The sequence below is a fragment of the Microcoleus sp. B7-D4 genome (genome assembly GCF_036705125.1).
Classification (GTDB): Bacteria; Cyanobacteriota; Cyanobacteriia; order Cyanobacteriales; family Microcoleaceae; genus Microcoleus.
In genome coordinates this window covers 16,831-40,913 of the sequence record NZ_JAUBTT010000072.1, presented here as the reverse complement: position 1 = coordinate 40,913, position 24,083 = coordinate 16,831, and the positions used below count along the sequence as shown (strand labels likewise).

Sequence of the window (24,083 nt, the reverse complement as noted above, 5' to 3'; positions counted from 1 at the left end):
GTGAAATCGTCTGTGGGGGGGGTAGGCATTCTTGGCACTACAAGAGTCAAAATCGCGGTTTTCCTGAGAATGAAACCGCCCTGGGGGGAGAGGAGCGAGTAGGGGACAAGTCCTCCTTGTCTCCCGAAGATAGAAAATCTTATGACAAGGAGTCAGAAGACAGAATTCAGAATTCAAAATACGCCATGCCTCAAGTCAGGGGTAAGGGTTACGGAAAAAATTTTTTGTGCTCCACGATTAAAATCGGGGGCTTTCAACCTCGATTCTCCCTCCTGTCGCACAGAACCAATTCTGGATTCTGGCTGTTGAATTCTGAATTCTTCTTCGGTAAATGTCACAGTTTTTAGACTGCGGCTTCGGTTTCCTCCGTAGCGGCTGCCTCCTCTTCCTCAAATTCTGCGGTTTCCTCGTCGTAATCGCCTGCTTCCTCGTCGTAGTCGCCTTCTAGTTCTTCGAGCCTGGTTGCTTCTGCTGCCAATTTGCTGTCTTCGGCGGCGCGATCGTACTTAGCAATATCTTTGATATCGATTTTCCAACCTGTCAGGCGGGCTGCGAGGCGGACATTCTGACCTTCTTTGCCAATGGCAAGACTCAGTTGGTCTTCAGCGACCAAAATGTGAGCTCTCCTGCCTTCTGGAGCAACTAAACGCACTTCATCTACTCTAGCGGGACTCAGAGCGTTAGCAATATAAGTTGCGGGGTCTGGAGACCAGCGGATCACGTCGATTTTTTCGCCCCGCAATTCGTTGACTACTACCTGAATCCGCGATCCCCGCGCTCCGATGCAGGCTCCTACAGGGTCTACGTCGCGATCGAGAGTATCAACTGCTATTTTAGTCCGGGGGCCGACGTGCCGGGATGGCGGATTTGCCTCCCTGGCTACGGCGACAATCCTCACCACCCCGTCTTCTATTTCTGGTACTTCGTTAGCAAACAGGTAAACCACCAAACCTGCGTCGGCTCTAGAAACAAGTAACTGCGGCCCACGAGTTGAGCCTTCGCCTACTTTCTTGAGATAAACCTTGAATGTAGCATTTGCCCGGTAATTGTCGTTGGGCAACTGTTCGCGCTTAGGGAGTTCGGCATCTACTTCTGGCTGACCGAAGCTGCTGGTGACAGCTAAAATTACCGACTGCCTCTCAAACCTGAGCACTCTTGCTTGAAGAACTGTTTCTTCTAAATCTTTAAACTCTTCTTGAATCATTTTGCGCTGTTGGTCGCGCAGTTTTTGAGCGAGAACTTGTTTGGTCTGGATCGCGGCCATGCGACCAAATTCTTTTTGATTTGGTGTTACATCTACGAGCACGATGCTACCCGGTTGAGCTTCCGTGGCTACTTCTTGCACTTCCGAAAGTGAGATTTCGTGATCGGGATTGATGACTTCTTCGACAATAGTTTTGTTGGCTAAAACGCGGAAACCTTCTTGTTCTGCGTCGAGTTCTACATCAAAGTTGTCGAAGTATTCTTCGCTGAAGTGATCGAGTTTTTGGGTACGACGGTAGCGTTCGTATCCTTTGAGCAGGGCTTCTCGCAAGGCTGCTTGGACGGCGTGTTTGGGTAAATTGCGTTCTTTGCTAATACCTTCGACCATTTCTTTTAGTCCGGGCAGGGGAACCATTGACATATAAAAGTCTCCTTTTTTGCTGTGGTAACAAGTAACTGGTAATCGGTAATTGGTACTTGGAAAAGATCGAGGAAAAGTGATGACAGAGGAGTGATGAGTTACTGAATAGGATTAGGGGAACTCGGTGCTGTAACAATTTATTTGTTGTTCCTCTTCAACCCGCTGCTACAGATGTGATTGTTAAAAATTAACTCGCAGCCAAGCGTTTTCAGCTTGCTGCGAGGCAATCGCAAAACTCAAATCGGGCGGGCACAGGGGCACCGCCCCTACAACTCAACACTCAAAATTTCCCTTTACATCTCCTTTCCTTCGTCTAGTTCAACTTTGACAATCTGAGGGCGGGGAATTTTAACCTGTCGCCCTTTTTGATTGAGATAAACCGCTGTTTCATCCCGGCCCACGAGTAGGCCTTTCCACTCTTTGATTCGCGAGTCGGGTTCGGTGGTTTTTGCTGTCACGGGGAAACCTTTAAAGGTAATAAATTCTCGATCGCTGCTGAGCAATCGGGATATTCCGGGACTGGAAATCTCTAGCACGTAGGCATCGGGTATGATGTCGGCTGCCTCTAACTCGGCATCGAGGGCTGTGCTCATGCGCTCGCAGTCGGCTAAACCAGTGTCTTGTTGGAGGTTGCGGATGTCTACCCGCAAGACGGGAGGGTTTTGGTTGGTGTGAAACACTGCTCCCACTACTTCCAATCCCAGTGTTTCCGCAACGGGGGTAGCTAAGTCAATGATTTGTGGGATTAGGGGATGAGTCATATCGAATACTTAAGTTAAAACTCCTAAACTCGGACACGGCAAGGAAAAATTTGTTGTTGAGATTGCTTGGTTTTGAGGTGGTTTGATTAGGTGGCTGCGACTTTCGTCTTCAACTTTGGGACTTACCCGACATCCCAGCAGGGATCTCAAGCGGGGGGATTACCCCTACTAAATCAGTCCTCAACTTGCAAGTCAGACGCCCTGAGCTCTTTTCCTGCGACTAATGCAACAAAAAAAGTGGGCTTGACCCACTCCTAGGTAAAACAATTTCTTCCAAGAAGTTTGAGGACTTCTTCCGATCGAAGGCAGGCCTCAGTTCTCAGTTTAGCTCGATCGCCCGCCCGGTGACAAACCGATCGCCATCGGCGGACTGTCCGAGGGCAGAAGGGGGGAGCTGACAGGGGGAATAAGGACGACTTCATCACCGTTTTGGAGTGGGGTGGGGCGAGGGCAAATTCCTGGTTGATAGCTGGCAAAAGTATAGTCATTTATAGACCTGGGAGGCGTTAAGCCCCTCCCCTTTCACTTTTACTTTGAGCGGATTGACCCGCCTCGGCTGAACTACGCAGCTCCCTATCCCATTGCTAAACGCATTTGGGATTGCTTTTCTGAGAATGTTATACGCTGCGTTCACGTCAGAATTAATTAACTGACCAGTCGATGTTTTGTACAAACCTCGCTTGATCCGTTTACCAGTGAACACAGGCTCTTTTTCTGTTTTTCCATAAACAGGAATTGGGTCTAAACCTAAAAAACTGGAGCGGGATGTGTAGGATTCTTCCTGCACAATTACTGTGATTCCCACCAACCGAGATTTGTATTCTAACATCTCAATTAATCGAGAGTGAGGAATACTGACAAAATTTTGGTTGGTTTGTTTACCTAGATTGATATCGGTTTTCCACTGTGCATTTTTGCCGATTACCAGCGTTCCAATTTGGTTCACTACCAAATGGTCAACAATCACGCGACTAGCATGATGCAAGTAATTATCAACTTTTTGATGGCGACAACGAGTTAAGCGCGCTCATCCGGGGTGACGTTTTGCGATTCCCTTTTAACTGGGATTGTAATCGGGATTTGCGTTTGTTGTAGAACTGGTTAATCGATTTTAATGGTCGCCCGTTAATCAACAAAGGGATAAATCCCGGTTGATTTGAAGTTAGCGCTACTAAATTGTCCAGTCCCAAATCAATACTAGCTATAGAATTAGCGTTGTTGACGGTGGGCTCCGGCTCACTTCGACTACGCTCAGTACAAGCATCATAAATCACCTCAATTACATAGGAATCACATTTCGGAACCAGTCTAACTTGACAAATATGGTTGGGATTGAGTTTGGTTTTAATTGAAAGCTCAGTGCCGGAAAGTTTGATAATTCCTTTCTTTAACTGTTTGCTACTAATTGCTTGAATCGTGTAAACTAGAAGGTTTCGCCCTTTAGTCTTATCTTTGTACTTTGGCAATTTTGGGCGACCCGTGAATCTTGAAGAGTCAGCTTTGTAAGCTTTAACGGCTTCAAAAAACGATTTCCAATTCTTGTCTAGCACCATTAAGATTTGCTGACTTACTTTAGCAGGCAAAGCCTTATATGCTTCGTGAGACTTCATCAATCGGTTCATTTCGTTGTAATTGACATAGCCCCATCCATAAATAAAACTCTGACGAATGACGTAATTGGTGGCATTGTAGAGGTTTTTGGACTTGAAAGCTAATTCGTCAATCTGGACGAAACGATGTTCCGTTGATTTAATGATGTGCCTCTCTGTTAGCTGCAGCATTTGAGACTTCCGTTCTTTGGGCTGTGCGTATTTCTTGTTCAACACTCATAGCGATATGATACCATTATTGTTTATAATTGCTTATAAACTAAACGAAGTTTTACAATACCGAAGCCGGTGGGTGGCCCATAGAACAGTGGGCGATCGGCACTCAGGCGTTCTAGGACTTGCGATACGGGAGTTGCTTTGGGAAATTCTAATTTCTCTTCGGACAAGCCCTCTGCTTCTTGATAGGCGGCCAAGAGTTTGACAGTGAGGGTGATTGGTAGATTAGACATGGGCGATCGCAATATTAACGGTATATTGACAAAACAGCCAAACTAAAATTAGCCCTAAAAAATCCCCATTACTAATGGTGAATTGGAAGCTCAATTACAAACTCTACCCCCCATTCGGGCGAGGAAATGCAGGTCAGCTTACCACCATGTTTTCGTTCTACGATCTCACGGCTAATAGACAAACCTAAACCTGTCCCTTTACCTACTGATTTAGTAGTAAACATCGGCGTGAATAAATGCTGCATTACTTCCTGAGTTATGCCAACCCCATTATCAGCAATCCGAATCACCACTCTGTCATCCTGAAGCATTTCAGTGCAGATCCGAATCTGTGGAGTGTCATTGCTCTGTTTCTTTTCCCCGCACAGCGGACAACTAATCGTAGACTCTTCTAAAGAATCAATTCCATTCGCCAATATATTCATAAACACCTGATTAAGTTGCCCCGGATAACACTCTACTAGCGGCAATTCCCCATACTCTTTAATCACTGCAATTCCGGGGAAACTTCCTTTAGATTTCAGTCGATGCCCTAAAATTAATAAGGTACTATCTAGCCCATCGTGAATATTCACTGGCGTTAGTGCCGATGTATCCAACCGAGAGAAATTACGCAGTGACATAGAAAGATTGTAAAGTCGCTCTGTTCCTAGCGCCATTGAATCAATAATTTTGGGCAAATCTTCAACAATAAAATCTAACTCAATCTCCTGGGACTTATCCTCAAATTCTGATGTCGAAGTAACGTTGTGCTGGCAAAGCCGAGTCATCTCGATCAAATCAGCAATATATTCCTTGGCAATAGGGATATTATTGGAGATAAAACTAACTGGATTGTTAATTTCGTGAGCCACTCCAGCTACAAGTTGACCAAGGCAAGCCATCTTTTCACTTTGAACGATTTGCACTTGAGCTTTTTTAAGATTCTCCAAAGCTTGAGAAAGTTCAGCAGTTCGTTCTTCCACCCGTTTTTCTAGCTCCTGTGCGAGCTGATGTAACGCTGCTTCTGCTGCGAGCCTGTCTTCAATCTCCCGTTTGAGAAGCAGATTTTGGTCAGCGAGAGTTTTAGTCAAAGAACGCAGTTTTAAATGGAGGTTGACGCGAGCTAACACCTCCTTTTGTTCAAAGGGCTTAGTAATGTAATCCACAGCCCCTAGATTAAAGCCTTTGATCTTATCTCCTATGTCAGAAAGAGCCGTCATAAAAATTACCGAAATTTCGTTCGTCAACGGACTTTCCTTCAGGCGATGGCAGGTTTCAAACCCGTCAATTCCTGGCATCATTACATCTAACAGAATCAAATCCGGCTGAGTATATTCAGCCTGTTCGATGGCAGTTTCGCCATCAGTTGCTACCAATATCTCCCATCCAAAACCCGCTAAAGCTTCAGAAAGCACGTCCAGATTGCTAGGATTATCATCGACGATTAAGATGCTACTTGTTTCAATATTTGCTGCCTTCATTCTTTTTCTATCCTGTGGGATGTAATAAACTCTTTTATTTTTTTCACCTGATAGCCTTGGGCTAACTGGCGCAGCTCAACAGCAAAGGACACAAATTTCTGATCTAACTTCTCTAGGTGCTCACTGCGCTTCACAATTCCTTTCACGTTGCCTCTCATCGCCAGTTCAAATAAAAGTTCAATTTCTTCGGGCGGGGGAGCCACTACAGAGGGCGATTCAGAAAGTGATTGAGCATCTGATGAAAAAGGAATAGTGCTGATTTTTTCATGCTTTTCTTCCTCATATATCCATTCAAGTTTTAAATACTTTTGCAACATCTCAAATAGCTCTTCTGCCTGCACTGGCTTACCGAGAAAATCGTTTGCTCCCCCCTCGAAACTTTTATGTTGGTCGGTAGCAAATACACTGGCAGATGAAGCAATGATTGCCACATCTTTATAGTGTGACAAATTTCGGATACGGCGCATCATCTCAAAGCCATCTAACACTGGCATCACTAAGTCAGTGATAATCAAATCGAACTTAAACTCTTCTACTTTTTCTAAACCTTCTTGACCGTTTTTAGCTTCGGTTACTTCAAAGCCGAGCGGTTCCAGCAGATTGACAATCACCGAGAGGTTTTCCCATTTGTCATCCACAACCAAAACTTTCTGTTTTCTACCTTGGTAGCCAACCAGCTTTCTTTGCTTGGCAATCGTGACTGTATTTGCCCAGTCTGCCGCTTCCCGTAAATCCAAATCTAGCCAAAAAACACTGCCGACTCCTGACTGGCTTTTTACTTGGATTGTACTACCCATCATTTCGACAATTTTCTGGCTAATTGTTAAACCGAGTCCGGTTCCTTCCGCCTGCCGCTTGCTGTCTCCTACCTGTTCAAAAGGCAAAAATATTTTTTCTAATTGTTCTGGTGTCATACCAACGCCAGTATCTTCTATTTGAAACCGAATTTTGTGAATTGGTGAGGCTGGCTTTTGGTTATGGCTTTGTACCTTTTCACCTGTCCCCTTTTCCAGATGTTCTATCTTAAAAGTCACCCCTCCACCGTCTGTAAACTTAATTGCATTGCTCAGTAAGTTAATTAGTACCTGTCGCAAGCGTTTCTCGTCAGCGTAGATGCCAGCAGGGATTTCCGAACTGGGTTGATAAACAAAAGCAATTCCTTTTTGTTCGGCTCGGATGCGGCAGATTTCTGCGACTCCTTGCAAAAAGGAAGGAAAATGGAAATCTTTCGCGTACAGTTCCAATTTCTGGGCTTCAATTTTAGCGAGGTCTAAGATGTCATTGATCAGGGTTAACAGGTGGGAACCACACTGGTGAATAATACTGATGCCTTGGATATCTTTCGGAGCCATCGTTTTTGAGCGTTCTAGGATTTGAGCGTATCCTAAAATTCCATTGAGTGGCGTTCTCAATTCGTGACTCATATTCGCTAAAAATTCACTTTTAGCTTGGTTGGCAGTATCAGCGATTTGTTTGGCTTCCGTGAGTTCAGCGGTGCGTTCTTCTACTCGGATTTCTAGCTCGGAATTGGTCTTGGCTAGCGCCTCAAAGGATTCGCGCAACTGTTGTGCCATAAGGTTGAAAGACTGCCCCAGAACTTCTAGTTCTTCTACGCCTTTTACCTGCACATTTTTCTCTAAGTCGCCACTGGCGATCGCCCTAGAAGCTGCGCTCAAACGGAGAATCGGGCTGGTAATCCAGCGGGCGGTTAAGATTCCCAAAACGGTAGCCAGGGCCAAGGCTCCGAAACACAACAAAATGGTAGTCTGGGTATTGGCGTTAATTTGATCCATGAAATCGCTTTCAGGAACTACGACGACGATCAGCCAGTCCAATCCTCGGCTATCCTGAAAGGGCATAACTTGGAGGAATTCCCGCTGGCCGGCGATCGTAAAATCCAATTGCTGAGAGCTATTAATTTTAGTGAGGTCGCCAAAGTGTTTTTTTAAATGCGCTGTTGTCAGCCGGATTAAATCATCTGTGCTATCTAAAGCATTCAGGCGATCGAGTTTGCCATTGTTGGTGATAAATGCTTCTTTGAGAGTTGAACTGCCTACTAGGAGTCCCGAACGTTCCATAATGAATGTCTGTCCCGATCGACCCATTTTTAAGCTGTGCAGGAAGTCACTGAGGAAAGAGATCAGAAAATTAGCAACGAATACTCCGCGCAGTTCGCCACTTTCGTCATACACTGGATGTCCGGCAGGAAGCGAGAGGGTTTTCTGACCTGTAATCGAAAAAATTTCGCTCCATGTGGGCTTGCCTAAGCGTACACTGTCTTTATACCATGAACGGTTGAGTATATCGTAGTTGCGGGAGACTTTTAAGAGCTTCGTTTGATTGCCTTTGCTATCAGATTCATAAATATGAAGTTCATTCCGATGCTCTTTGTCTGCTCTTTTAAAAACTACTTTGCCATTCTCTTGGCGTTCAATGGCAATGAACTCTCCCGTGTTAGTAGCAAAGCCCATATTGGGGAGAGAAGGAAAGGCTTGAATTTGCTCCCACAAATAGCGCTCCATACTCTCCAATTCGTCTGGATTTAAGTATCCTAGGCGAAGGGCATTGGCATTCAGTTGATTGACGCGAGGGGCTGTGTCTAGGTAAGTGTTGAGCTGCTGCTGGATACGGGCCGTAATTTCACTCCGCAACTGACTAGCAACTTCGTTGACTGCTTTTTGCCCGTTGCGTAAGGATAGCCAGCCTGTTAGCCCGACGGCAGCAAATATTTGCAGAACGAATGGGAATACTAAAATCAGGCGCAGGGACACCTTTTTTTTATAACGGTTTGACAGGAAAGTGGTTGCAGAGGTCTGTGACATTTATTGGTGTTACTCCTGGGGTAACGAGTTGGCTGAAAAATCTCAGTGGATTGAGTGAAATGAGGCTGAGGAAATATATATTGAAAAGCAATCTATAATAGTTAGTGAAAAGTTTGAGACAGTAACTTGCTTAAACAAGCATGGCTACTTACGTGTTTTCTCTGATAGTGGTATAATAATATCTGACTAAAGATACTGACGCGCCTTAGTTTTTTTAGCCTTGGTATTTTTTTTTAGCCTTTAGGAAACCAGTTAGCAATCATATCTAATAGATTACTTGGTTTAGAGCTATTTGTAGTAATTTTTAATTTTACTTTACAGATTGACTCTAAAAAGTATAATCTCATCAAACTTACATATAAATTGATATAATGTACGTCTAAAAAAATTGATCTTTCTCGCTAAAAACATGACACGCCAGGCCGCTGAGAACCCTAACGGCGGTCTAACTCACTACCGCGCTGAATATGTGAGGCACAACCCTGCTGATGACTCTCGTAGAGAATGCCGATCGCACATAAAACTTTACAATTCCAGCAAGTTTCATGTGCAGGAGTTACAGCAGGGTAATTGCTAATTGCTAATTGGGGAAGAAAAAAATCAGTAAAGCGGTGGAGACTTGCCCTAACGCGGGGCTATCCGTTGCAGTTCTTTGGCTTGTTCTAAAATTTTCTCGAAGTCTTCTTCGCTCAACCGCTGAATGTAGTTGATTTTGAACTCTTCTAGGAAGTCGCACAGCAGCAGTTGTATTTCTTGCCAGGTTTGCTGCTGTTGCAGTTCGGTTCCTAAAGCTTGCCCGAAATGTTGGACTAGCTGGCTTGAGAGTTTCATGCCTATGGGGTCTTCGGTGGCGATTTTGAAGGCTTCGTAGGCATCTTGGGGGCCGAGGGTGGCTAATTTTGAGAGTTCTGCAACTAATTGCTGTGCTAGCTGTTCGGGCAGGTTTCCCAGGCCGGGTACTTGCTTCCATCCTTGATAGAGGGGGGATTGTTTGAGGAAGCTTTCAATATTGTACCGGAGGAGGGCTTCTAGGTCTGGCTGGAGTTGGGGGAGGACTTTGTAGACGGTTATTTGGACGAGATGCGTGGCGATCGCTTCTATTTCATTGATATTGTTGATGTCTAGATAGCGCTGTTTTGGGGATTTAAAGAGTTGACGAGCGAGTTCGCCTGTGGTAATTGATTGTTGCATCTGGTTGATGAGTTGAATTACTACAACTTCGGTCAATTCTTGGGCGAAGTTGGCGACGAAACCTCGGCTGATTTGGGTGCGTATGGGTTGGAGATCCGGCATTTTGGCTTGGTGGATGCGAATTGTGACGGGTAATACTCGCAACAAGCGCCAGAATGGGAGGAGCATGAAGATGTCGTACCATCGCCAGAGCATCGCCGATCGCCAAGTGACGCTGCGGTGGCGGCGGCTGATCGAGTAGGTACGGGCTAGAAATTCGATCGCGAATATGGCAATAAATGGCAGGTCGATTAGCCAGAAGTTATCGATGAATTCGCCGTTTTCTCCAATCTCGCGGAAATAGTTGGTGGCGATTAATGGCTTGATTTTGGCGTCAAACCACTGGATTTCTTTTTGCCAGCCTTGTTTGTTTAAATAGTCAGGGCTCCAGAATCTTTGGAATGATTGTTTAGCGGAGTCTTGCGGATTCGGGACGCGAGATCGCATCCGGTCTTTTATTTTTTCTAAGGTGCCACTTTTTGATGCTACTCGAAAGGGATCTTCGTCGATCATTTTCGCGCTCAGATTGTTTATTTCCTGCAATTTGGCTGCTACTTGGGGAGAGGGCAACCCTGTTTGCACTACTTGAATTTTTAATTCTTCTAAGGTTTCCAGATATTGCTGGGTGTCTCGGTGGGGTTTAATTCCTTTAAATGGGTCGTATATTTGAGTTAGAACTGGCAGTTGCCGGAGGTAGAAATCTCGCCCGGGCACGTAAGTTATGTCAAATAATACTAGGCTTAAATTTCCTAGGGCGACCAGTGCCATGAACCGCTCGAACCAAGGTACTTTTGGTGATTTTTTGCGGGAGTTGGGAGTTGGAGAGGGCAGTAGTTTTGGTGTCACTAGCGGTTCCTAATTAAGTAGACCGATCGAATTAGATGTAACTGGTAATAGCTGAAAAAAGGAAACAGGGAAAACTGGCTAATTGTCTGGTCGCGCTCGGATGGCGATCGAGCAAGCTAGTATTTATTTTAACGTGCGTTTCTTGGGGAGTTGGGGATTGTTGATTTCGCCTGGTTAGGTAATAAATTATGCTGCTAAAATATTAAAGCCGATCGAACTTGACGGAAGCCGCAGCTCCCGTTAGTCTGCTTCTCTCTGGCAATAAAATTATATCTCAGGGGGAATCCTAAGTTTTTTTTTGCCTTGCAGAGCTAAGTGGGCTGGTAATAAATTACTATTTCTGTTTGATCTACTGGCTATTTGACCGCTCAATCAAAGGTATTGCACGCAGCGGAGTCTAAGGTTAGATGAGGACTTCGAGTTTGAGGTCAAACCCTCAAGAGAGTTATACTTGCTCAGGGGTGGCAGTCTGGCGAGAGCGCCCCCTCCGATCGCGAGGGTGGCTGCGGCCTCCGTAAGGTTCGAGGTTTCGCCTCTACAAAAACCAGCTCGCGATCGGACTCTTGAATAATATAAAACCCTTCCTACTAATTTTGTTCGCATTTTTTTAATATATGACATACTGCCTTAATCTCGATTGCCCAAGAGACAAGCGTCAGAACCCACCAGGCACAAAGTATTGTCTTAATTGTGGTTCAAAGCTGCTGCTAAAAGACCTTTATGCAGCAACAGAACCGCTGCGCGATGGGGGATTTGGCAGGACTTTCCGAGCTGTTAATCATGGAAAATTTGAGGAATTGTGCGTGATCAAACAGTTGTCGCCCCCTCAAGAGTTTCAGCGGAAGCCCGGTCATTTTAAAAAATATGTTCGACTGTTTGAACAAGAGGCAAGGCGGTTATACGAACTGAAGCACCCGCAAATTCCTCAGTTAATTTCTTATTTTGAGGAAGATGGGCGCTTGTATTTAGTGCAAGAGTTTATTGATGGCAATAATTTAAAGGATGAGTTAGATAAGTACGGTGCTTATAGCGAAATTAAAACTTGCGAACTGCTGTTAGATTTGTTGCCTTTATTGAAGTTTGTTCACGACCGAAATGTAATTCACCGCGATATTAAGCCTGAGAATGTGATCCGCCGAGCTCGCGATCGTAAGTTAGTGCTGATAGATTTTGGGGTTTCTAAACAGGTAGTAGCGGCTGCTCCCACCAAAACAGGAACTAAGTTGGGAACTCCCGGCTACGCGGCTCTAGAACAGCGTCACGGTAGGGCTGTTCCTGCTAGCGACCTTTATAGTTTGGGGGTGACTTGCATTCGCTTGCTGACTTCTGTTATGCCTTATCTGGATATCTACGGGGACATTCACGATGACCTTTACGATCCGCTTGAAGGCCGGTGGCTGTGGAGGGAGGCTTTGCCAAAAGGAACACAAATTAGCGACGATTTAGGTCAGGTTTTGGATAAGTTGATTCAGGAATATGTTAAAGATCGCTACAAATCGGCTGTGGAAGTTTTGGATGCTTTAAAACCTCCTGTTGTTGTTGTCCCCGTGCTGGAAAAGTCGCAGCAGGTAACTGTTGTTAGTCCTTCGGTACCGACTCAACCTGTGACTGATACTGCGTTAGTTTCTGTGAATTTAGAGTCCGAAAAAGGTATTGATTATTCTCACTTGGCAAGGCTGCTGGCTGCTAAAAATTGGCGTGGTGCTGATGAGGAAACTTCTGTGAAAATGCTGGAGGTGATGCAGCAAAATTCACGGGGTTATTTGAGTGAGGAAGATATTAGGAAGTTTCCAGCTAAGGATTTGCAGACTATCGATCAACTTTGGGTGCGGCACAGTCACCGCAGATTCGGTTTTTCTGTGCAAAAGGGTTTGTGGCTCAAGTTGGGGGGAAAGCCTGGTGTTTATGATGCTACAGTTTGGGAGAAGTTTGGCGATCGAGTGGGCTGGCGGGTTAACAGCCAGTGGGTATACTATTCGGAGCTGAATTTTACTTCTAAAGCCAAGCCTGGACATTTGCCGGGGGGGACTGTTTTTGGGTGGGAAGGCGGGGTTTTGTGCGGTGTTTTGGGTTTAGGTGGGATCTGGTTTCTGCTGTCGCGGCGGGATTTGTAAAACTCACATCTTGCACTATTCTCAAGAACAGGCAAGATGCCTGTTCCACAAGAAAATTCACTCTTTGTGGAACAGGCCGAAAAGCCTGTTCATAAAAAACTTATTGAGAATGGTGCAATATCTCAGTAAAAGGAAGGTAGAAGGTAGAAGGCAGAATTTATTAGTTAGGCTGCACCCCAAGCGAAGTCGAAGTGTCAGTCATTAAATAGTTTTGAGTTGGGAATTAAAGAGTTAATAAATTTTGAGTTTAATCATCTGTTATGTAGAAAACAGCTCTAAAAAAAGCGAAAAATAAGATATAATCCCAAACCCTTTTTTTTGTGCTATGTTCTTAGAGAAGGGCAAGTTTGCAAAGTCAAAAGCCAGTCCTCGGCCGTGGCCAAAGATGGGGACTGGCGTTGGCTCCAATTTACCAAGGAGATTTATCTAGTATGTTGCAAGAAAAACGTCTCAAGCCGTGGACTATAGTTCGCTCGCTTCCCAATGTGGAAAAGGTGGTTGTGGGTGAGTTCCGCAGTTGGTCTGATGCAGACGGTCACTTGAAAATTCTCAAGCGGATGGTTCCGGCGGATCGATTGACTGTTGTGTTCGATCCGGTAGTTCAATCGTAACGTCGCTGGTAAATTGATCGGCGTGCGATCGCTCTTTGAGCTAAGCGATCGCCTCTTTTTTTAGATACTGTTTTTTTACATAAAAAATGCGACCGCTAAAATGGCGATCGCAAATAGAATGATTGTCCTTAACTGCGGCGAATTTCAGTAATTTGGTCGGCAACATCCAAAATTCTTTGCGGCATGGATGGCCCGGTAAAAATCATATCCAAATGATGCGGCTTGTTGTCAATCAATGCCACCACGTCGGCTTCGGGAATCAAGCCCAAATTAACCGCTAAACTCAATTCATCGAGAATAACTAAGGCATAACGACCTTCGCGCACCGCATTTTGAACATACTGCCACAATTGTTCGATCGATCGCGTCTCCAGCTCATCTAAATCGGCATTCTCAATGCTGCGTGACAAATCGCAGCGCACCCAATCTAAATTTTGCCCCAGCCGCACCGGATGCTGGTGTCCTTGATTAATTCCCCCTTTGAGGAACTGCACCGCTAGCACCGGAGCTCCCTGTCCTGCAATTCTGAGGGCCTGAGCCATGACACTGGTAAAAAAGCAGCGGTGCGGGCCTGTAAAAACTTGCACCAGCCCTTGAACTGTGTAGGGCAAGCTGTGGGTTAAATTGAGTTTAGGGGTTTGTAACTGAGCAACCATAGGGCAATATTTAATCAGCAACTAAGTCTTGAGTGCAGCTCCGACCTTGACGCGGCTGAAGCCTGCTTGACAATATATAGTGTACGGGGCCGAGTGCACATCCGATCGAACACTATATATACAAGTTGTCAAAAGCTCGCTGCAGTGGCATTCGCAGTCGTTTGTGCGATTTTTGAACTCAATTAGCACTTAGGCAGAAACGGGGTTTTTTAGTAAAATACGGCGTGGAGCTTGACATTTATACAGTTATAGGGTGAAAAACCACGGTGATGAGAGTCTGGCTGCGTCCAGGGCTTTTAAGAAAAGGTACAGACATCGCGTAAAATTTGAATGTCGCGGCACTAGGAGCAGGGACTTTGAGAGTGGTGATTCTGGGAGGGCCAGGAGCGGGAAAGGGAACTCAGGCTGAACTACTGTGCAGCAATTTGAACCTTCCTTTGCTGGCTGTGGGGGACATTCTACGGGAGGCGATCGCAGAAGACACAGATTTAGGCAAGCTGGCGGTGTCTTATGTCGAAAGAGGGGAGTTAGTTCCCGACGCAACTATGATTGAATTCTTTCGCCGCCGGCTGCTGCTGTGGGATGTCTTTAATGGCTGGGTGTTGGAGGGCTATCCGCGAACGGCTTTTCAAGCTGAGGAGTTGGATTTTTTGTTGGACGATTTGGCTCAGCAGCTAGATTGGGCGATTTTGTTGAAAGTGCCGATCGAGGTTTTGCTGAGTAGGTCGATCGAGCGCGATCGATCGGATGACCACCCTGAAATTTTACAGCGTCGGCTCGATTTGTTCCACGAACGCACTATTCCTCTTTTAGAATATTACGAATACCGCAACAAACTGTTAACTGTGGATGGCGACCAATCCCCAGAACAAGTCCAGCAAGATATTCTTAAAGTTGTTAATAGTTAATAGTTAATAGTCAGTTGGCAGTAGTCAGTTGCGTTCCCTGAGCGTAGTCGAAGGGTCAGTTGCCAGTTGGCAGTAGCCGTTATTTGTTGAGTGTTACAAATAACCAATAACCAATAACCAATAACCAATAACCAATAACCAATAACTTATGTCCACAAAACGTGCCGATGGCAGACAACCAAATCAAATTCGTCCGATTAGTTTCGATCGACAGTTTACCAAATTTGCTAGCGGTTCCGTACTGGCGAAAAGTGGCGATACTCAGGTACTTTGCAGCGTGACAATCAAGCCGGGAGTGCCGAGATTTCTGGAGAATACTGGACAAGGTTGGCTAACAGCGGAATACCGAATGTTGCCGGGATCTACACCGCAGCGACAAGAGCGGGAATTTATGAAATTATCGGGACGGACTCAAGAGATTCAGCGGTTGATTGGGCGCAGTTTGCGATCGTGCTTGGATATGCAGCTATTGGGGGAACGCACCATACTTGTGGATGCGGATGTTTTGCAAGCGGACGCTGGGACTCGCACGACTTCAATTACTGGCGGGTTTGTGGCTGTGGCTGATGCTTTGAATAAGTTGGTGCAAAAAGGTGATTTGGTGCGATCGCCCATTATTCGCCAAGTGGCGGCCGTGTCTGTCGGACTTTTGGAAGGCGAGCCATTTTTAGATTTGAATTATCTTGAAGATGTGGCGGCTGAAATTGATTGTAATGTGGTAATGAATGGAGATTTGAATATCATTGAAATTCAGGGAACTGCGGAAGAGGGAAGTTTCAGTCGGAGTCAGTTAAATCAAATTTTGGATATGGCAGAAACTGGGATTCAAGAATTGTTGGAGGCTCAGCGGCAAGCTTTAGTGGAGTAGGTAAATCTAATTCCATATCTATTTAGAAATAGAGTAAATCCGGTATAGTCTCACTATTCCAAGGTCAAAAGATTGTCTTTGACAGCAATTTTTCCTTGAAAATAGCAGCTCGCTCCCGTACAGAGGTAATTTCAGTACCAGCAACAAGCTCAGATTCACTTGCTAGTTTTATAGCCTCTTCCTTGTTGCCATCTACCTCTGCTAACTCAGCTAAACTTAGTAGTACATTAGCTATTGTATCATTGCGACTAATTTCTCTGCTGAGTAGGAGGCAGTCTTGATAGTAACGTCTAGCTTGCTCATAATCTCCTTGTAGAAAGTGCCATTTTCCCAAATTCATTAGTGGATCGGCTTGATAGTAGCGATATCGAATTATCAAATTAGGATAATCTTCTAGCAAAATTTGATAGTTTTTTAGAGATAGATTAAACTGCTGATAACTCGCCGAAAAATCTCTCAACTCAAGATACACGCATCCAATAACATTTGGTAACTCTGCTTCGTAAAAAGCCAATTGATCGTCAATAGGTATTTGACTACATTTTGCCTTCAAAATTTCCCCAGCTTGATTATAATGATCTAAAGCAATTTCATACTGCTTTTGCCGAGTTGCTAAATTTCCCAAATAGCGTAGCAACTTACATTCATTTAAAAAATCTTTAAGCAATTGATACTTCTGTAGCGATTCCTGGAAACATTGCTGAGCCTGGACAAAATCTTCGCCTTCCATGCAAGCGTAGCCCAGTTCACTTAATAGCTGTGCTTGAACCTCAACATTATTTACATCTCTAGCAGCTTTAAGAACGATATTACCGCAGCGAAAATAATCGTTCCAGTAACATAAAAACCATAATTTTTCACTGGCTTTTTCCCAGACCTTAAATAGTAAGCTGAATGAAGGTTTACTTTCATCATTTTGAGATAAACACATCTTGGCGATGCCGCTCAAAATACTAAATAGATTTGCTCTCTCTTCTTGTAATGTTAAATCTATCTTCATAATTACCTTTCCATTTAATTATCTGGATTAGTCAATATCGTACTTCCATTGTGCTATCTGTTCCCATTCCTGGAGTGACAGTTGCCACTTATCTACCAATCCTCCTCGCAGGCTGCGTCTTACCCAAGGATGCAAGTTATATCGCGGTTTACCTTTGGCATCTGTTTCGTCTTCCATCAAATACCATCGCCTCAGTTCGCGCCGCGTTATGCTCCAGTCTGATTCCTGTACCTGTTTAGTACCAGACAATTCTTCCCAAGTCACACCTGCATCAGAGTCCCCCATGTAACCGAGTACCTTCTTAGTTACATCGCTAATTCGCTGCCAAGCTGTCTTTAGGGAAAACTCGTAAATTTTTTCAACATCTCCGCTAGCTTGTTCTAGTGCCGACAACACTGGCTCCAATGTTCCATCGTCCAAGACACGCCCAACGATGAAATGTAATGCAAGAGGAGCACCGCAAGATAAATGATAGACTTGTTGAAGTTGAGCTGTGTCTGCTTGTACTATTGCAGGTACATTTTTGTATTTCGCTTCATCCTGCAACAACTGGTAAGAGCAGTGCTCTTCCAAGGGCGGAATATTAATCAGTCCAACATAAGAAGCATTGGTTTGGAACCGACTGGTTAGTAATACCCGACTAGGGTTAAGCATTTCATTAAGTTTGGGTAAAATATCCTCAAGTTGTGCAGTTTCAGCATTGTCTAGTACAATCAGCCTCTTTTCTTCTTTAATGCGCTGGTGAACTCGCTTTACCGAACAGCCATCTAGTTGATGGGCAATCTCTTGAAGTAACTGATTCCAACTAAGCGCCTCATCTCGTTCTGACTGGCTGATTTTACCATCTGAAAATTCAGTGTCTCTTGCTTTGACCCATAGCACATCAGCAAAGAGATTGTTACGCACTGCTGCCAGAGCAACTTTACAGGCTACTTCTGTCTTGCCGTACCCCGCACTACCGCATAGAGAGAGGATAGGTGCTTCTTGCGGGTCGTTCAGCCGATGTAACACTTCTTCGCTGAAACTCTCTCTTCCCCACACCTTTCGGCATCGTAAATTGGGAATCCATACCCCACGCTGGTTTTTGCTGTAACCGTCAGTGGGTTGTAGTGGTAATACGTTAATTTGGTCTTCCAGTGAAGGTGTTGTGCTTGCAACAGATACCACAGCTAACTTTATTTCCTGAATTTCGCTGGGTTCAGCAACTTCTTCCCAGTTAACACCTACAGCCTCACAAATTCTGATAAAGGACTGTCGTTTAATAGGTGTTTTCCCCCAAAACCGCTTCAGTGTCCCTTGAGAAGTATCGGCAACCTGCTGCCACGTGATACTGTTTCTCTTCCAGCGCTTTCTGTGTATAGCTTTCTCAACCTTGTCTAGCCCCTGTTGTGATGCCCTCAGCGTATTAGTCATGCTAACCATTACCGTCTACGGTGCTCGGAGCCAATTGTAGCTCAGTTTGGTTCAGTAACAGCAGCAGTGAACCATTTAGTGAGTCAAACTGAGCTAAAAAGATGAGTAAAACTGAGGCTTGAAGCCAAGTTATATCTGAGATATTAGAAATGTGGGAAGCAAATGGTGGAAGAACCAAGGCAATAACCAAGAGCGATCGCATTCTTAGCTCAATTATTTTGGTCACTCAAGAAGTATTTGACTGTTTGCCTAAGTCAAAGCTCTAAGTTAGCAAGGTTTACTTCAGCGTCAATGTTTTCCTACTTAATCAAAAATTACCTCAACTCAATGTCCAAGTCAGCATTTTCTTTATGGCGATTAACTTTTCTAATCGCTTTACAATTGACTATCTTATTTTTAGGTACAAAAGCACAAGCTGGAGGGGGAGACTCAGAGTCGGTTGATTCAGACTCAGAAAATAGACCAAAGATAATTAATGCTACTGCCAACATTAAATGGGATAAATGGAGTCAACCTTATTGGGTGAATACCCAAGTTTGTCGGGATAAAGCTGGCGATACGGCTTGTTTTAGCTCTGATACCGCCCAAAAAATCGGCTGGAATATTCCTGAACGTAATTAATCTAAATCACTCATCTCATCATTAGGGGAGTCTGACAATGAATTTCAATAAAGTGCAAAAAATTGCTGCGAGCGCCATTGCTAGTGTTTCTTTAGTAGCTACAGCACAAGCGGCTCAAGCATGGGAAACTTTTCAGGTAAATGGTGGATATGCACTGAATACAAATAATAATTTCCGGTTAATTGACGGTAATCCTCGGCTGTCTCTTTATCAACATAATATCAACGATCCTGACCAACAATTCGATCGTTTACCAGGTAAATCGGGGACACTTTTACGTCATCGTTCTACAGGAAAGTGCTTAAATGCTTATTTACCCGCCCAAAACAAAGAAATCAATGTTTGGTCTTGCAACGCAGGCGATCCCGATCAAAACTGGAATTTACAGAGTGTTGGTAATGGAGAGTTCTTAATTAGCCGTATTGGAACTAATTTGTGTATTGATTCTCCTACTCGTAGTAATAATGGCAAGATTCATCTAATTGGTTGCGATCCTAAGAATGCAAACCAGCGTTGGAAAAGTAGTGCTAATGTTTCAACAACATGGAAAATGCCTTGGCGTGGAGGGCCTGTTTCGCGTACTCAAAGTTGGCATCCTGATGGCTATGGTTTAAGCAGTTTGGATTTCGGATTAACTGCCGGTCAACCAGTTCTTGCTCCTATTAATTCAAGAGTTGTCTCCACCTGTAATGCGGGCAATAATCATCGGGCAATTAAATTACAGGCTTCTAATGGGCAATATTACTCATTAATTCACGTCACGACAAGTAGTATTTGGGTTGGTAAAACCTATAATCAAGGAGATCAAATTGGTGTTGTGGCTTCTGACATCCCTTGGAACAATTGTGCTAAATCGACTGGACGCCATCTTCACATGGGACTTCCCAGCCAAAACTTTAGCATTGATGGCTATAACCTTACACCTTCATCCCTTCCTACATCTTTCAGATCGAGTCAATAATAAATCTTCTTGGTGAAGATTTAGTAAAGCGATCGCTTCTTTATCCCACGCTCTCAAAAAGAGCGATCGCCCTTTCATCTATCCGCCTCCATCGTGGCACGGGCGTCCCGCCTGTGCAATAGATCGGTTCAAAAAGAGCGATCGCCCTGTAATAGTATAATTTACTCTAGTTTACTGCTTGTGCTATAATTAAATAAAAATCTTTGTAATTACCAATTGCTAAGATAATGCAAGCTGAAAAAATATCAATTTCCCTATCACAATCGCTACTACAGTTTATTGAAAGCTACAAAATTGCTAAAGGATGCAACTCCCCCTCCCAAGTAATTGAAGTAGCTTTGGAATTGTTGCGGAATCAAGAACTAGAATCTGCTTACCGACAAGCATCCAGTGAAGTAGACTCCGCTTGGGATCTAACAGTTGCCGATGGATTGACAGATGAAACGTGGTGAAATTTACTACGCTAATCTCAGTCCTACGGTTGGTTCAGAAATCGATAAACGCCGTCCCGTATTGGTGGTGAGCAATGACGCTAATAACCGTGCCGCCAATACAGTTACAATTCTACCAATAACCTCTAATGTAACCCGCGTCTACCCTTTCGAGGTCTTACTAAATCCAGAGGATAGCGGTTTATCCAAACCTTCTAAAGTACAAGCACAGCAAGTACGGACAATTTCTAAACAGCGAATCACCAGCGATGCAGTGGGAAGTTTGAGTGAGAAAATCATGCAGTTGGTAAATGCTGCTCTCAAACTGCATTTAGATGTCGATTAACTGTGACATATAGGCGTTTTTTTCGTGGCACGGGCGTCCCGCCTGTGCGACCCCAAGCTTTTAAGCTATAATAGTTGCGTAAAGTCGAGGTAAGTAAAAAAGTAACATGGATCTGAGATGTTGCACCATTCTCAATTAGCCGTAGGGGCGGGTTCGCCAACAGCCTTAAAGCTTGCAAATAGGTTCTATAAACCCGCCCGACCCCACGAAAAATCCTCTTATTGATATTGCTGCAAGATGTCAGATGGATCAAACTTCTACAGTTACAATTAGCAATACATCTTATCAAACCCTCGCAGAAATCTCTGCACTCTCAGGAAAACCCATCGAAACAGTTCTCGAACAAGCAATAGAACAATACCGAAGACAACAGTTTTTAGCAGCAGCCAACCAAGCTTATCTTGCCTTACGCGATCGCCCAGAAGCTTGGCAAGAAGAACTTGAAGAACGGGAAGCTTGGGATATCACTTTAGAGGATGGTTTAGAATCACATCCGCCAAACCATCACGGGGTGATATATGGCTGATTGACTTGAATCCAACACGAGGAAGAGAGCAAGCTGGCAAGCGTCCCTGTCTAGTGACATCTGTAGATTTATTCAATCAGGGTGCTTCGGGATTAGTTGTGGTACTACCAGTCACATCGAAAGATAAAGGAATTCCCTGGCACGTCGAAGTTAACCCCCCAGAAGGAGGACTTAGACAGCGAAGTTTCATTAAATGTGAAGATGTGCGATCGATCAGTATAGAAAGATTTTTTGAACTGTGGGGTACAGTTTCTCCCACAACATTAATGATGGTAGAAGAAAGACTGCGTATTCTTTTGAATTTATAGCTAAAAAAAATTAGCTTTCATACAGATAAATATCCCTTTCATTCCCCTGACTGAATTTGGCTCCTCACCCACTGCCTAAACCCTCGAATCATCGACGTTTCCCCCACATCTTTTTGCGTTTCCAAAAATCCCATAATCTCAGATGGCGACAAAAAAGGAAAGTGAGGAGAAACCTCCCGTTCTACATATTCCTGACCTTCCAACTGATAGAATATTAAACGCGAACCGTCATAACGCCAAACCTCTGGCACGCCCAAACTCGCATACAATTCCAGGCGGTTGATAGAACTGCTAGTGATGTCAATCTCGATTACTAAATCAGGTGGCGGATCTTGATTCAAATTGATTTGATTGAGGCTGCGGACAATTTCCTCATTCTCGATGTAGTAGCACTGATCCGGTTCTAATCCGCGTTCTAAATCCTCGCGCCTGCAAGTCAGAGAACCTAAGCTGCGAATTTCTACATTTAACTCTTCTGTTACTGTTTCTACAAAACGTCCTAAGATTTGTTTGTTCCCCTCATGGGGTGCTGATGGAGTCATAATTTCTAAAGTACCTCGATCGTAAGTTAAACGAATTCCACGCTGTTGGGCTAGCTCGTTTACCAGAGATTCGTAAGTCTGCCAGCTAATATTTTTCAGCACAACTCCGGGTTGTGGGGTTTGAATCAGGGTGGCTGTCATGGCTACCTGCTTGCTTTTTAGCTTATTTATTACATCTTAGCAAAACTCAGGTTTACGAAACGTACTGAGGGGGTGAAAACGCCTCTGAAACTTTGATTATAAGAGCATTAAGGCTGCTGAACTACGAAAAATATAGGGGATTATTGACAGGTTTATTAACTCATAGAAAAGGCGATCGCACTCGGAACTTGCTTGTTTGCGGGCGATCGACTTTTCCCCAAAAATCATTGATATCTAACCAATAACAAATCACTAATCACTAATCACCCATCACCAAGGACTCCCAATCATCACAAAAGCCGACCAATAATAAGGATGCGACAACTTTAAATCCGCAAACCCTTGCAGCGAAGTCGGCAACTCCACCCCCTCACCCCGACTCAAACCCCGCAATCGGCCACCCTCCAAACGCACATCTCCCCGCAACATCGCAATTTGCGCTTGTCGCAGCGCCGCCCCCTTAATTCGCGCTGTCTTCAACTGCTGGTAAAACTCACTCATCAATCCCAAAGTACCTTCATCACTCACGTACCACAAACTTCCCAAAGCCGTTTGCACCCCCGCTTGCAGCGCCAAACCCCCAAAACCCAACTCCGCCTGTGCATCTCCCACCGCAGTCCGACAAGCACTTAAAACTAACATATTCACCTGCGGATCATTCAATCTCAAATCCCGCAATTCATCCAGTCGCAGCCGACTATTCCACAACTGAATAAAAGAATTATTTGGTGCTCCAGGTCGAAATTCGCCGTGAGTAGCTAAGTGAATAACCCCAAAAGGTCGGCTTTGATGCTGTCGCTTCAAATTCTCCAAAGTGAAACCCTCATTTAGAAAAGTAACTCCCGGCCACTCTCTAGAAATAGCGGCTATTTCTGCAGGAACTGCAGGCAAAGGATTCAAATCGGAAAATTCCGAGGCACCCATTGCTAAAACTTGAGAATTTCTGAGATCGACGTAGCGGGTATCTGTTAAATTAATGCTGGGCATCAGGCTGAGATTGTACTTTTCCACCAAAAATTGCTGTCCGTCGTGCAAAGCAGCAAAGGGCATACCTCTCAAACCTCGATCGACAACAAAGGAAATAGTATCAGTTTCGCACTTTGTCAAACTGTCCTCTAAAGGCGCAATCATCCACTTATAAAGCTGTTGGGAAGATGGTAGATAACTCGTAGTAGCCCGCACCCCCGGTTTGGTAATCTCACCCCTGAACTCATTTACAACTTTCAGAAGTTCTTGCCGGTTCGCTGACGGCACACTTTTGTGAACCACTTCACCGCAAGAAGTGATCAGCATTAAATTTAATTCTTCGGGCTGCGAGAACAGATAAATTAAGCTGGGTTTCGTGCCGGTTTGTGCGCCCACGGATGCTAACTTTTTTTGAATTTCCTCTGGGGATACCAACTCGTTGCTGATGTTGATGCCTAAATATTCCCCGAATTCTTGGCTGAAAGATTTGTCCAGCATAGACAAAGCTTCCGATATTTTGCCTGCCTCCAAATTCCTGCCGATGTCGCCGCGAAATGCTGACTGAATAACTGAATCTCTGATATTTGAATTGATGAAATTTCTCAGTCCTCTGGGAGATTGCATTCTTTCGGGCGGCATCCTTTCTCCGGGTTTTCCTATATCTCGCGATATTCTGTTTTGGTTCTGCCGCTGTTCGCGACTAAAGGGTTGGTTGCGATCGGGAAAAAGCGATCGCCCTCTATCTAATGGAAATCTATCCCTTGGTAATATTGACGGCGAATTGGGATTATTGGGATTATTGGGATTATTGGGATTATTGGGATTATTGGGATTATTGGGATTATTGGGATTATTGGGATTATTGG

General features: G+C 44.5%; 24 protein-coding genes and 1 pseudogene. 11 read left to right on the top strand and 14 right to left on the bottom strand.

Going from position 1 to position 24,083, the window contains the following annotated elements:
• Positions 1–343: 343 nt before the first annotated feature.
• From nusA to QUB12_RS25650, 7 genes and pseudogenes are all read right to left on the bottom strand, one after another.
• On the bottom strand, positions 344–1,624 hold the full coding sequence (gene nusA / locus QUB12_RS25680) for a transcription termination factor NusA (protein ID WP_333144209.1): 1,281 nt from the start codon (positions 1,622–1,624) through the stop codon (positions 344–346).
• A gap of 293 nt (positions 1,625–1,917) precedes the next feature.
• The gene (rimP, locus tag QUB12_RS25675; RefSeq protein WP_333144210.1) at positions 1,918–2,385 is read right to left on the bottom strand and encodes a ribosome maturation factor RimP; all 468 of its coding nucleotides are present in this window, start codon (positions 2,383–2,385) and stop codon (positions 1,918–1,920) included.
• Between the two features lie 254 nt (positions 2,386–2,639).
• On the bottom strand, positions 2,640–2,873 hold the full coding sequence (locus tag QUB12_RS25670; RefSeq protein WP_333144211.1) for a hypothetical protein: 234 nt from the start codon (positions 2,871–2,873) through the stop codon (positions 2,640–2,642).
• Positions 2,870–4,163, bottom strand: a pseudogene (locus QUB12_RS25665) (RNA-guided endonuclease InsQ/TnpB family protein). Before QUB12_RS25665 ends, QUB12_RS25670 begins: the two are co-directional and overlap by 4 nt.
• A gap of 74 nt (positions 4,164–4,237) precedes the next feature.
• The gene (locus QUB12_RS25660) at positions 4,238–4,444 is read right to left on the bottom strand and encodes a thiamine S protein (RefSeq protein WP_333144212.1); all 207 of its coding nucleotides are present in this window, start codon (positions 4,442–4,444) and stop codon (positions 4,238–4,240) included.
• 71 nt (positions 4,445–4,515) lie between these two features.
• Entirely contained in the window at positions 4,516–5,907 is a 1,392-nt protein-coding gene (locus QUB12_RS25655) for a response regulator (protein ID WP_333144213.1), read from the bottom strand.
• Positions 5,904–8,729, bottom strand: a complete 2,826-nt coding sequence (locus QUB12_RS25650) for an ATP-binding protein (protein ID WP_333144214.1) — start codon at positions 8,727–8,729, stop codon at positions 5,904–5,906. Before QUB12_RS25650 ends, QUB12_RS25655 begins: the two co-directional genes overlap by 4 nt.
• Before the next feature lie 409 nt (positions 8,730–9,138).
• Here QUB12_RS25650 and QUB12_RS25645 point away from each other — a divergent pair, with 409 nt between their 5' ends.
• Entirely contained in the window at positions 9,139–9,306 is a 168-nt protein-coding gene (locus QUB12_RS25645; protein WP_333144215.1) for a hypothetical protein, read from the top strand.
• 47 nt (positions 9,307–9,353) lie between these two features.
• Here QUB12_RS25645 and QUB12_RS25640 read toward each other — a convergent pair whose 3' ends face one another.
• Positions 9,354–10,805, bottom strand: coding sequence for a hypothetical protein (locus QUB12_RS25640; protein WP_333144216.1), 1,452 nt, complete (start codon positions 10,803–10,805; stop codon positions 9,354–9,356).
• 614 nt (positions 10,806–11,419) lie between these two features.
• Here QUB12_RS25640 and QUB12_RS25635 point away from each other — a divergent pair.
• Together QUB12_RS25635 and QUB12_RS25630 are read left to right on the top strand one after the other, a co-directional pair.
• Entirely contained in the window at positions 11,420–12,919 is a 1,500-nt protein-coding gene (locus QUB12_RS25635) for a GUN4 domain-containing protein (RefSeq protein ID WP_333144217.1), read from the top strand.
• Positions 12,920–13,266: 347 nt separating this feature from the next.
• Positions 13,267–13,530 carry a hypothetical protein gene (locus tag QUB12_RS25630; RefSeq protein WP_333144218.1) on the top strand — a complete coding sequence of 88 codons (264 nt, stop codon included), beginning with the start codon at positions 13,267–13,269 and terminating at the stop codon, positions 13,528–13,530.
• A gap of 128 nt (positions 13,531–13,658) precedes the next feature.
• Here QUB12_RS25630 and QUB12_RS25625 read toward each other — a convergent pair whose 3' ends face one another.
• Positions 13,659–14,186: a P-loop NTPase family protein gene (locus QUB12_RS25625; protein WP_333144219.1), complete on the bottom strand. Its 528-nt coding sequence runs from the start codon at positions 14,184–14,186 to the stop codon at positions 13,659–13,661.
• 356 nt (positions 14,187–14,542) lie between these two features.
• Here QUB12_RS25625 and QUB12_RS25620 point away from each other — a divergent pair, with 356 nt between their 5' ends.
• Positions 14,543–15,094 carry a nucleoside monophosphate kinase gene (locus QUB12_RS25620; protein WP_333144237.1) on the top strand — a complete coding sequence of 184 codons (552 nt, stop codon included), beginning with the start codon at positions 14,543–14,545 and terminating at the stop codon, positions 15,092–15,094.
• 148 nt (positions 15,095–15,242) lie between these two features.
• Positions 15,243–15,962: a ribonuclease PH gene (rph, locus tag QUB12_RS25615; protein WP_333309021.1), complete on the top strand. Its 720-nt coding sequence runs from the start codon at positions 15,243–15,245 to the stop codon at positions 15,960–15,962.
• 64 nt (positions 15,963–16,026) lie between these two features.
• On the opposite strand, the gene QUB12_RS25610 is transcribed toward rph, so the two are convergent.
• Genes QUB12_RS25610 through QUB12_RS25600 form a run of 3 tightly spaced genes read right to left on the bottom strand, consistent with a single transcriptional unit; the run spans position 16,027 to position 18,601 of the window.
• On the bottom strand, positions 16,027–16,962 hold the full coding sequence (locus QUB12_RS25610) for a tetratricopeptide repeat protein (RefSeq protein WP_333309019.1): 936 nt from the start codon (positions 16,960–16,962) through the stop codon (positions 16,027–16,029).
• Positions 16,963–16,989: 27 nt separating this feature from the next.
• Positions 16,990–18,375, bottom strand: a complete 1,386-nt coding sequence (locus QUB12_RS25605; protein WP_333309016.1) for an NB-ARC domain-containing protein — start codon at positions 18,373–18,375, stop codon at positions 16,990–16,992.
• 1 nt (position 18,376) lies between these two features.
• Positions 18,377–18,601, bottom strand: coding sequence for a hypothetical protein (locus QUB12_RS25600; protein ID WP_333309013.1), 225 nt, complete (start codon positions 18,599–18,601; stop codon positions 18,377–18,379).
• A 65-nt stretch (positions 18,602–18,666) separates the two neighbouring features.
• Here QUB12_RS25600 and QUB12_RS25595 point away from each other — a divergent pair, with 65 nt between their 5' ends.
• The 6 genes from QUB12_RS25595 (at position 18,667) to QUB12_RS25570 (ending at position 21,568) form a co-directional block, all read left to right on the top strand.
• On the top strand, positions 18,667–18,996 hold the full coding sequence (locus QUB12_RS25595; RefSeq protein WP_333309010.1) for a hypothetical protein: 330 nt from the start codon (positions 18,667–18,669) through the stop codon (positions 18,994–18,996).
• Positions 18,997–19,033: 37 nt separating this feature from the next.
• Positions 19,034–19,957 (top strand): ricin-type beta-trefoil lectin domain protein, encoded by a 924-nt coding sequence (locus QUB12_RS25590; RefSeq protein ID WP_333309008.1) that lies wholly within the window; start codon positions 19,034–19,036, stop codon positions 19,955–19,957.
• Positions 19,958–20,184: 227 nt separating this feature from the next.
• The gene (locus tag QUB12_RS25585) at positions 20,185–20,409 is read left to right on the top strand and encodes a CopG family transcriptional regulator (protein WP_333309006.1); all 225 of its coding nucleotides are present in this window, start codon (positions 20,185–20,187) and stop codon (positions 20,407–20,409) included.
• Complete coding sequence (locus QUB12_RS25580; protein ID WP_333309004.1) at positions 20,396–20,734, top strand: type II toxin-antitoxin system PemK/MazF family toxin; 339 nt, start codon at positions 20,396–20,398, stop codon at positions 20,732–20,734. The genes QUB12_RS25585 and QUB12_RS25580 overlap by 14 nt, the downstream gene beginning before the upstream one ends.
• A gap of 244 nt (positions 20,735–20,978) precedes the next feature.
• Positions 20,979–21,260 carry a hypothetical protein gene (locus QUB12_RS25575; RefSeq protein WP_333152327.1) on the top strand — a complete coding sequence of 94 codons (282 nt, stop codon included), beginning with the start codon at positions 20,979–20,981 and terminating at the stop codon, positions 21,258–21,260.
• A gap of 5 nt (positions 21,261–21,265) precedes the next feature.
• On the top strand, positions 21,266–21,568 hold the full coding sequence (locus QUB12_RS25570) for a type II toxin-antitoxin system PemK/MazF family toxin (protein WP_333152329.1): 303 nt from the start codon (positions 21,266–21,268) through the stop codon (positions 21,566–21,568).
• A 38-nt stretch (positions 21,569–21,606) separates the two neighbouring features.
• Here QUB12_RS25570 and QUB12_RS25565 read toward each other — a convergent pair whose 3' ends face one another.
• Both QUB12_RS25565 and QUB12_RS25560 read right to left on the bottom strand, forming a co-directional pair.
• The gene (locus QUB12_RS25565; protein WP_333309002.1) at positions 21,607–22,251 is read right to left on the bottom strand and encodes a Uma2 family endonuclease; all 645 of its coding nucleotides are present in this window, start codon (positions 22,249–22,251) and stop codon (positions 21,607–21,609) included.
• Between the two features lie 270 nt (positions 22,252–22,521).
• Positions 22,522–24,083 (bottom strand): CHAT domain-containing protein (locus QUB12_RS25560; RefSeq protein ID WP_333308999.1); only part of this gene is annotated, 1,562 nt, incomplete at its 5' end.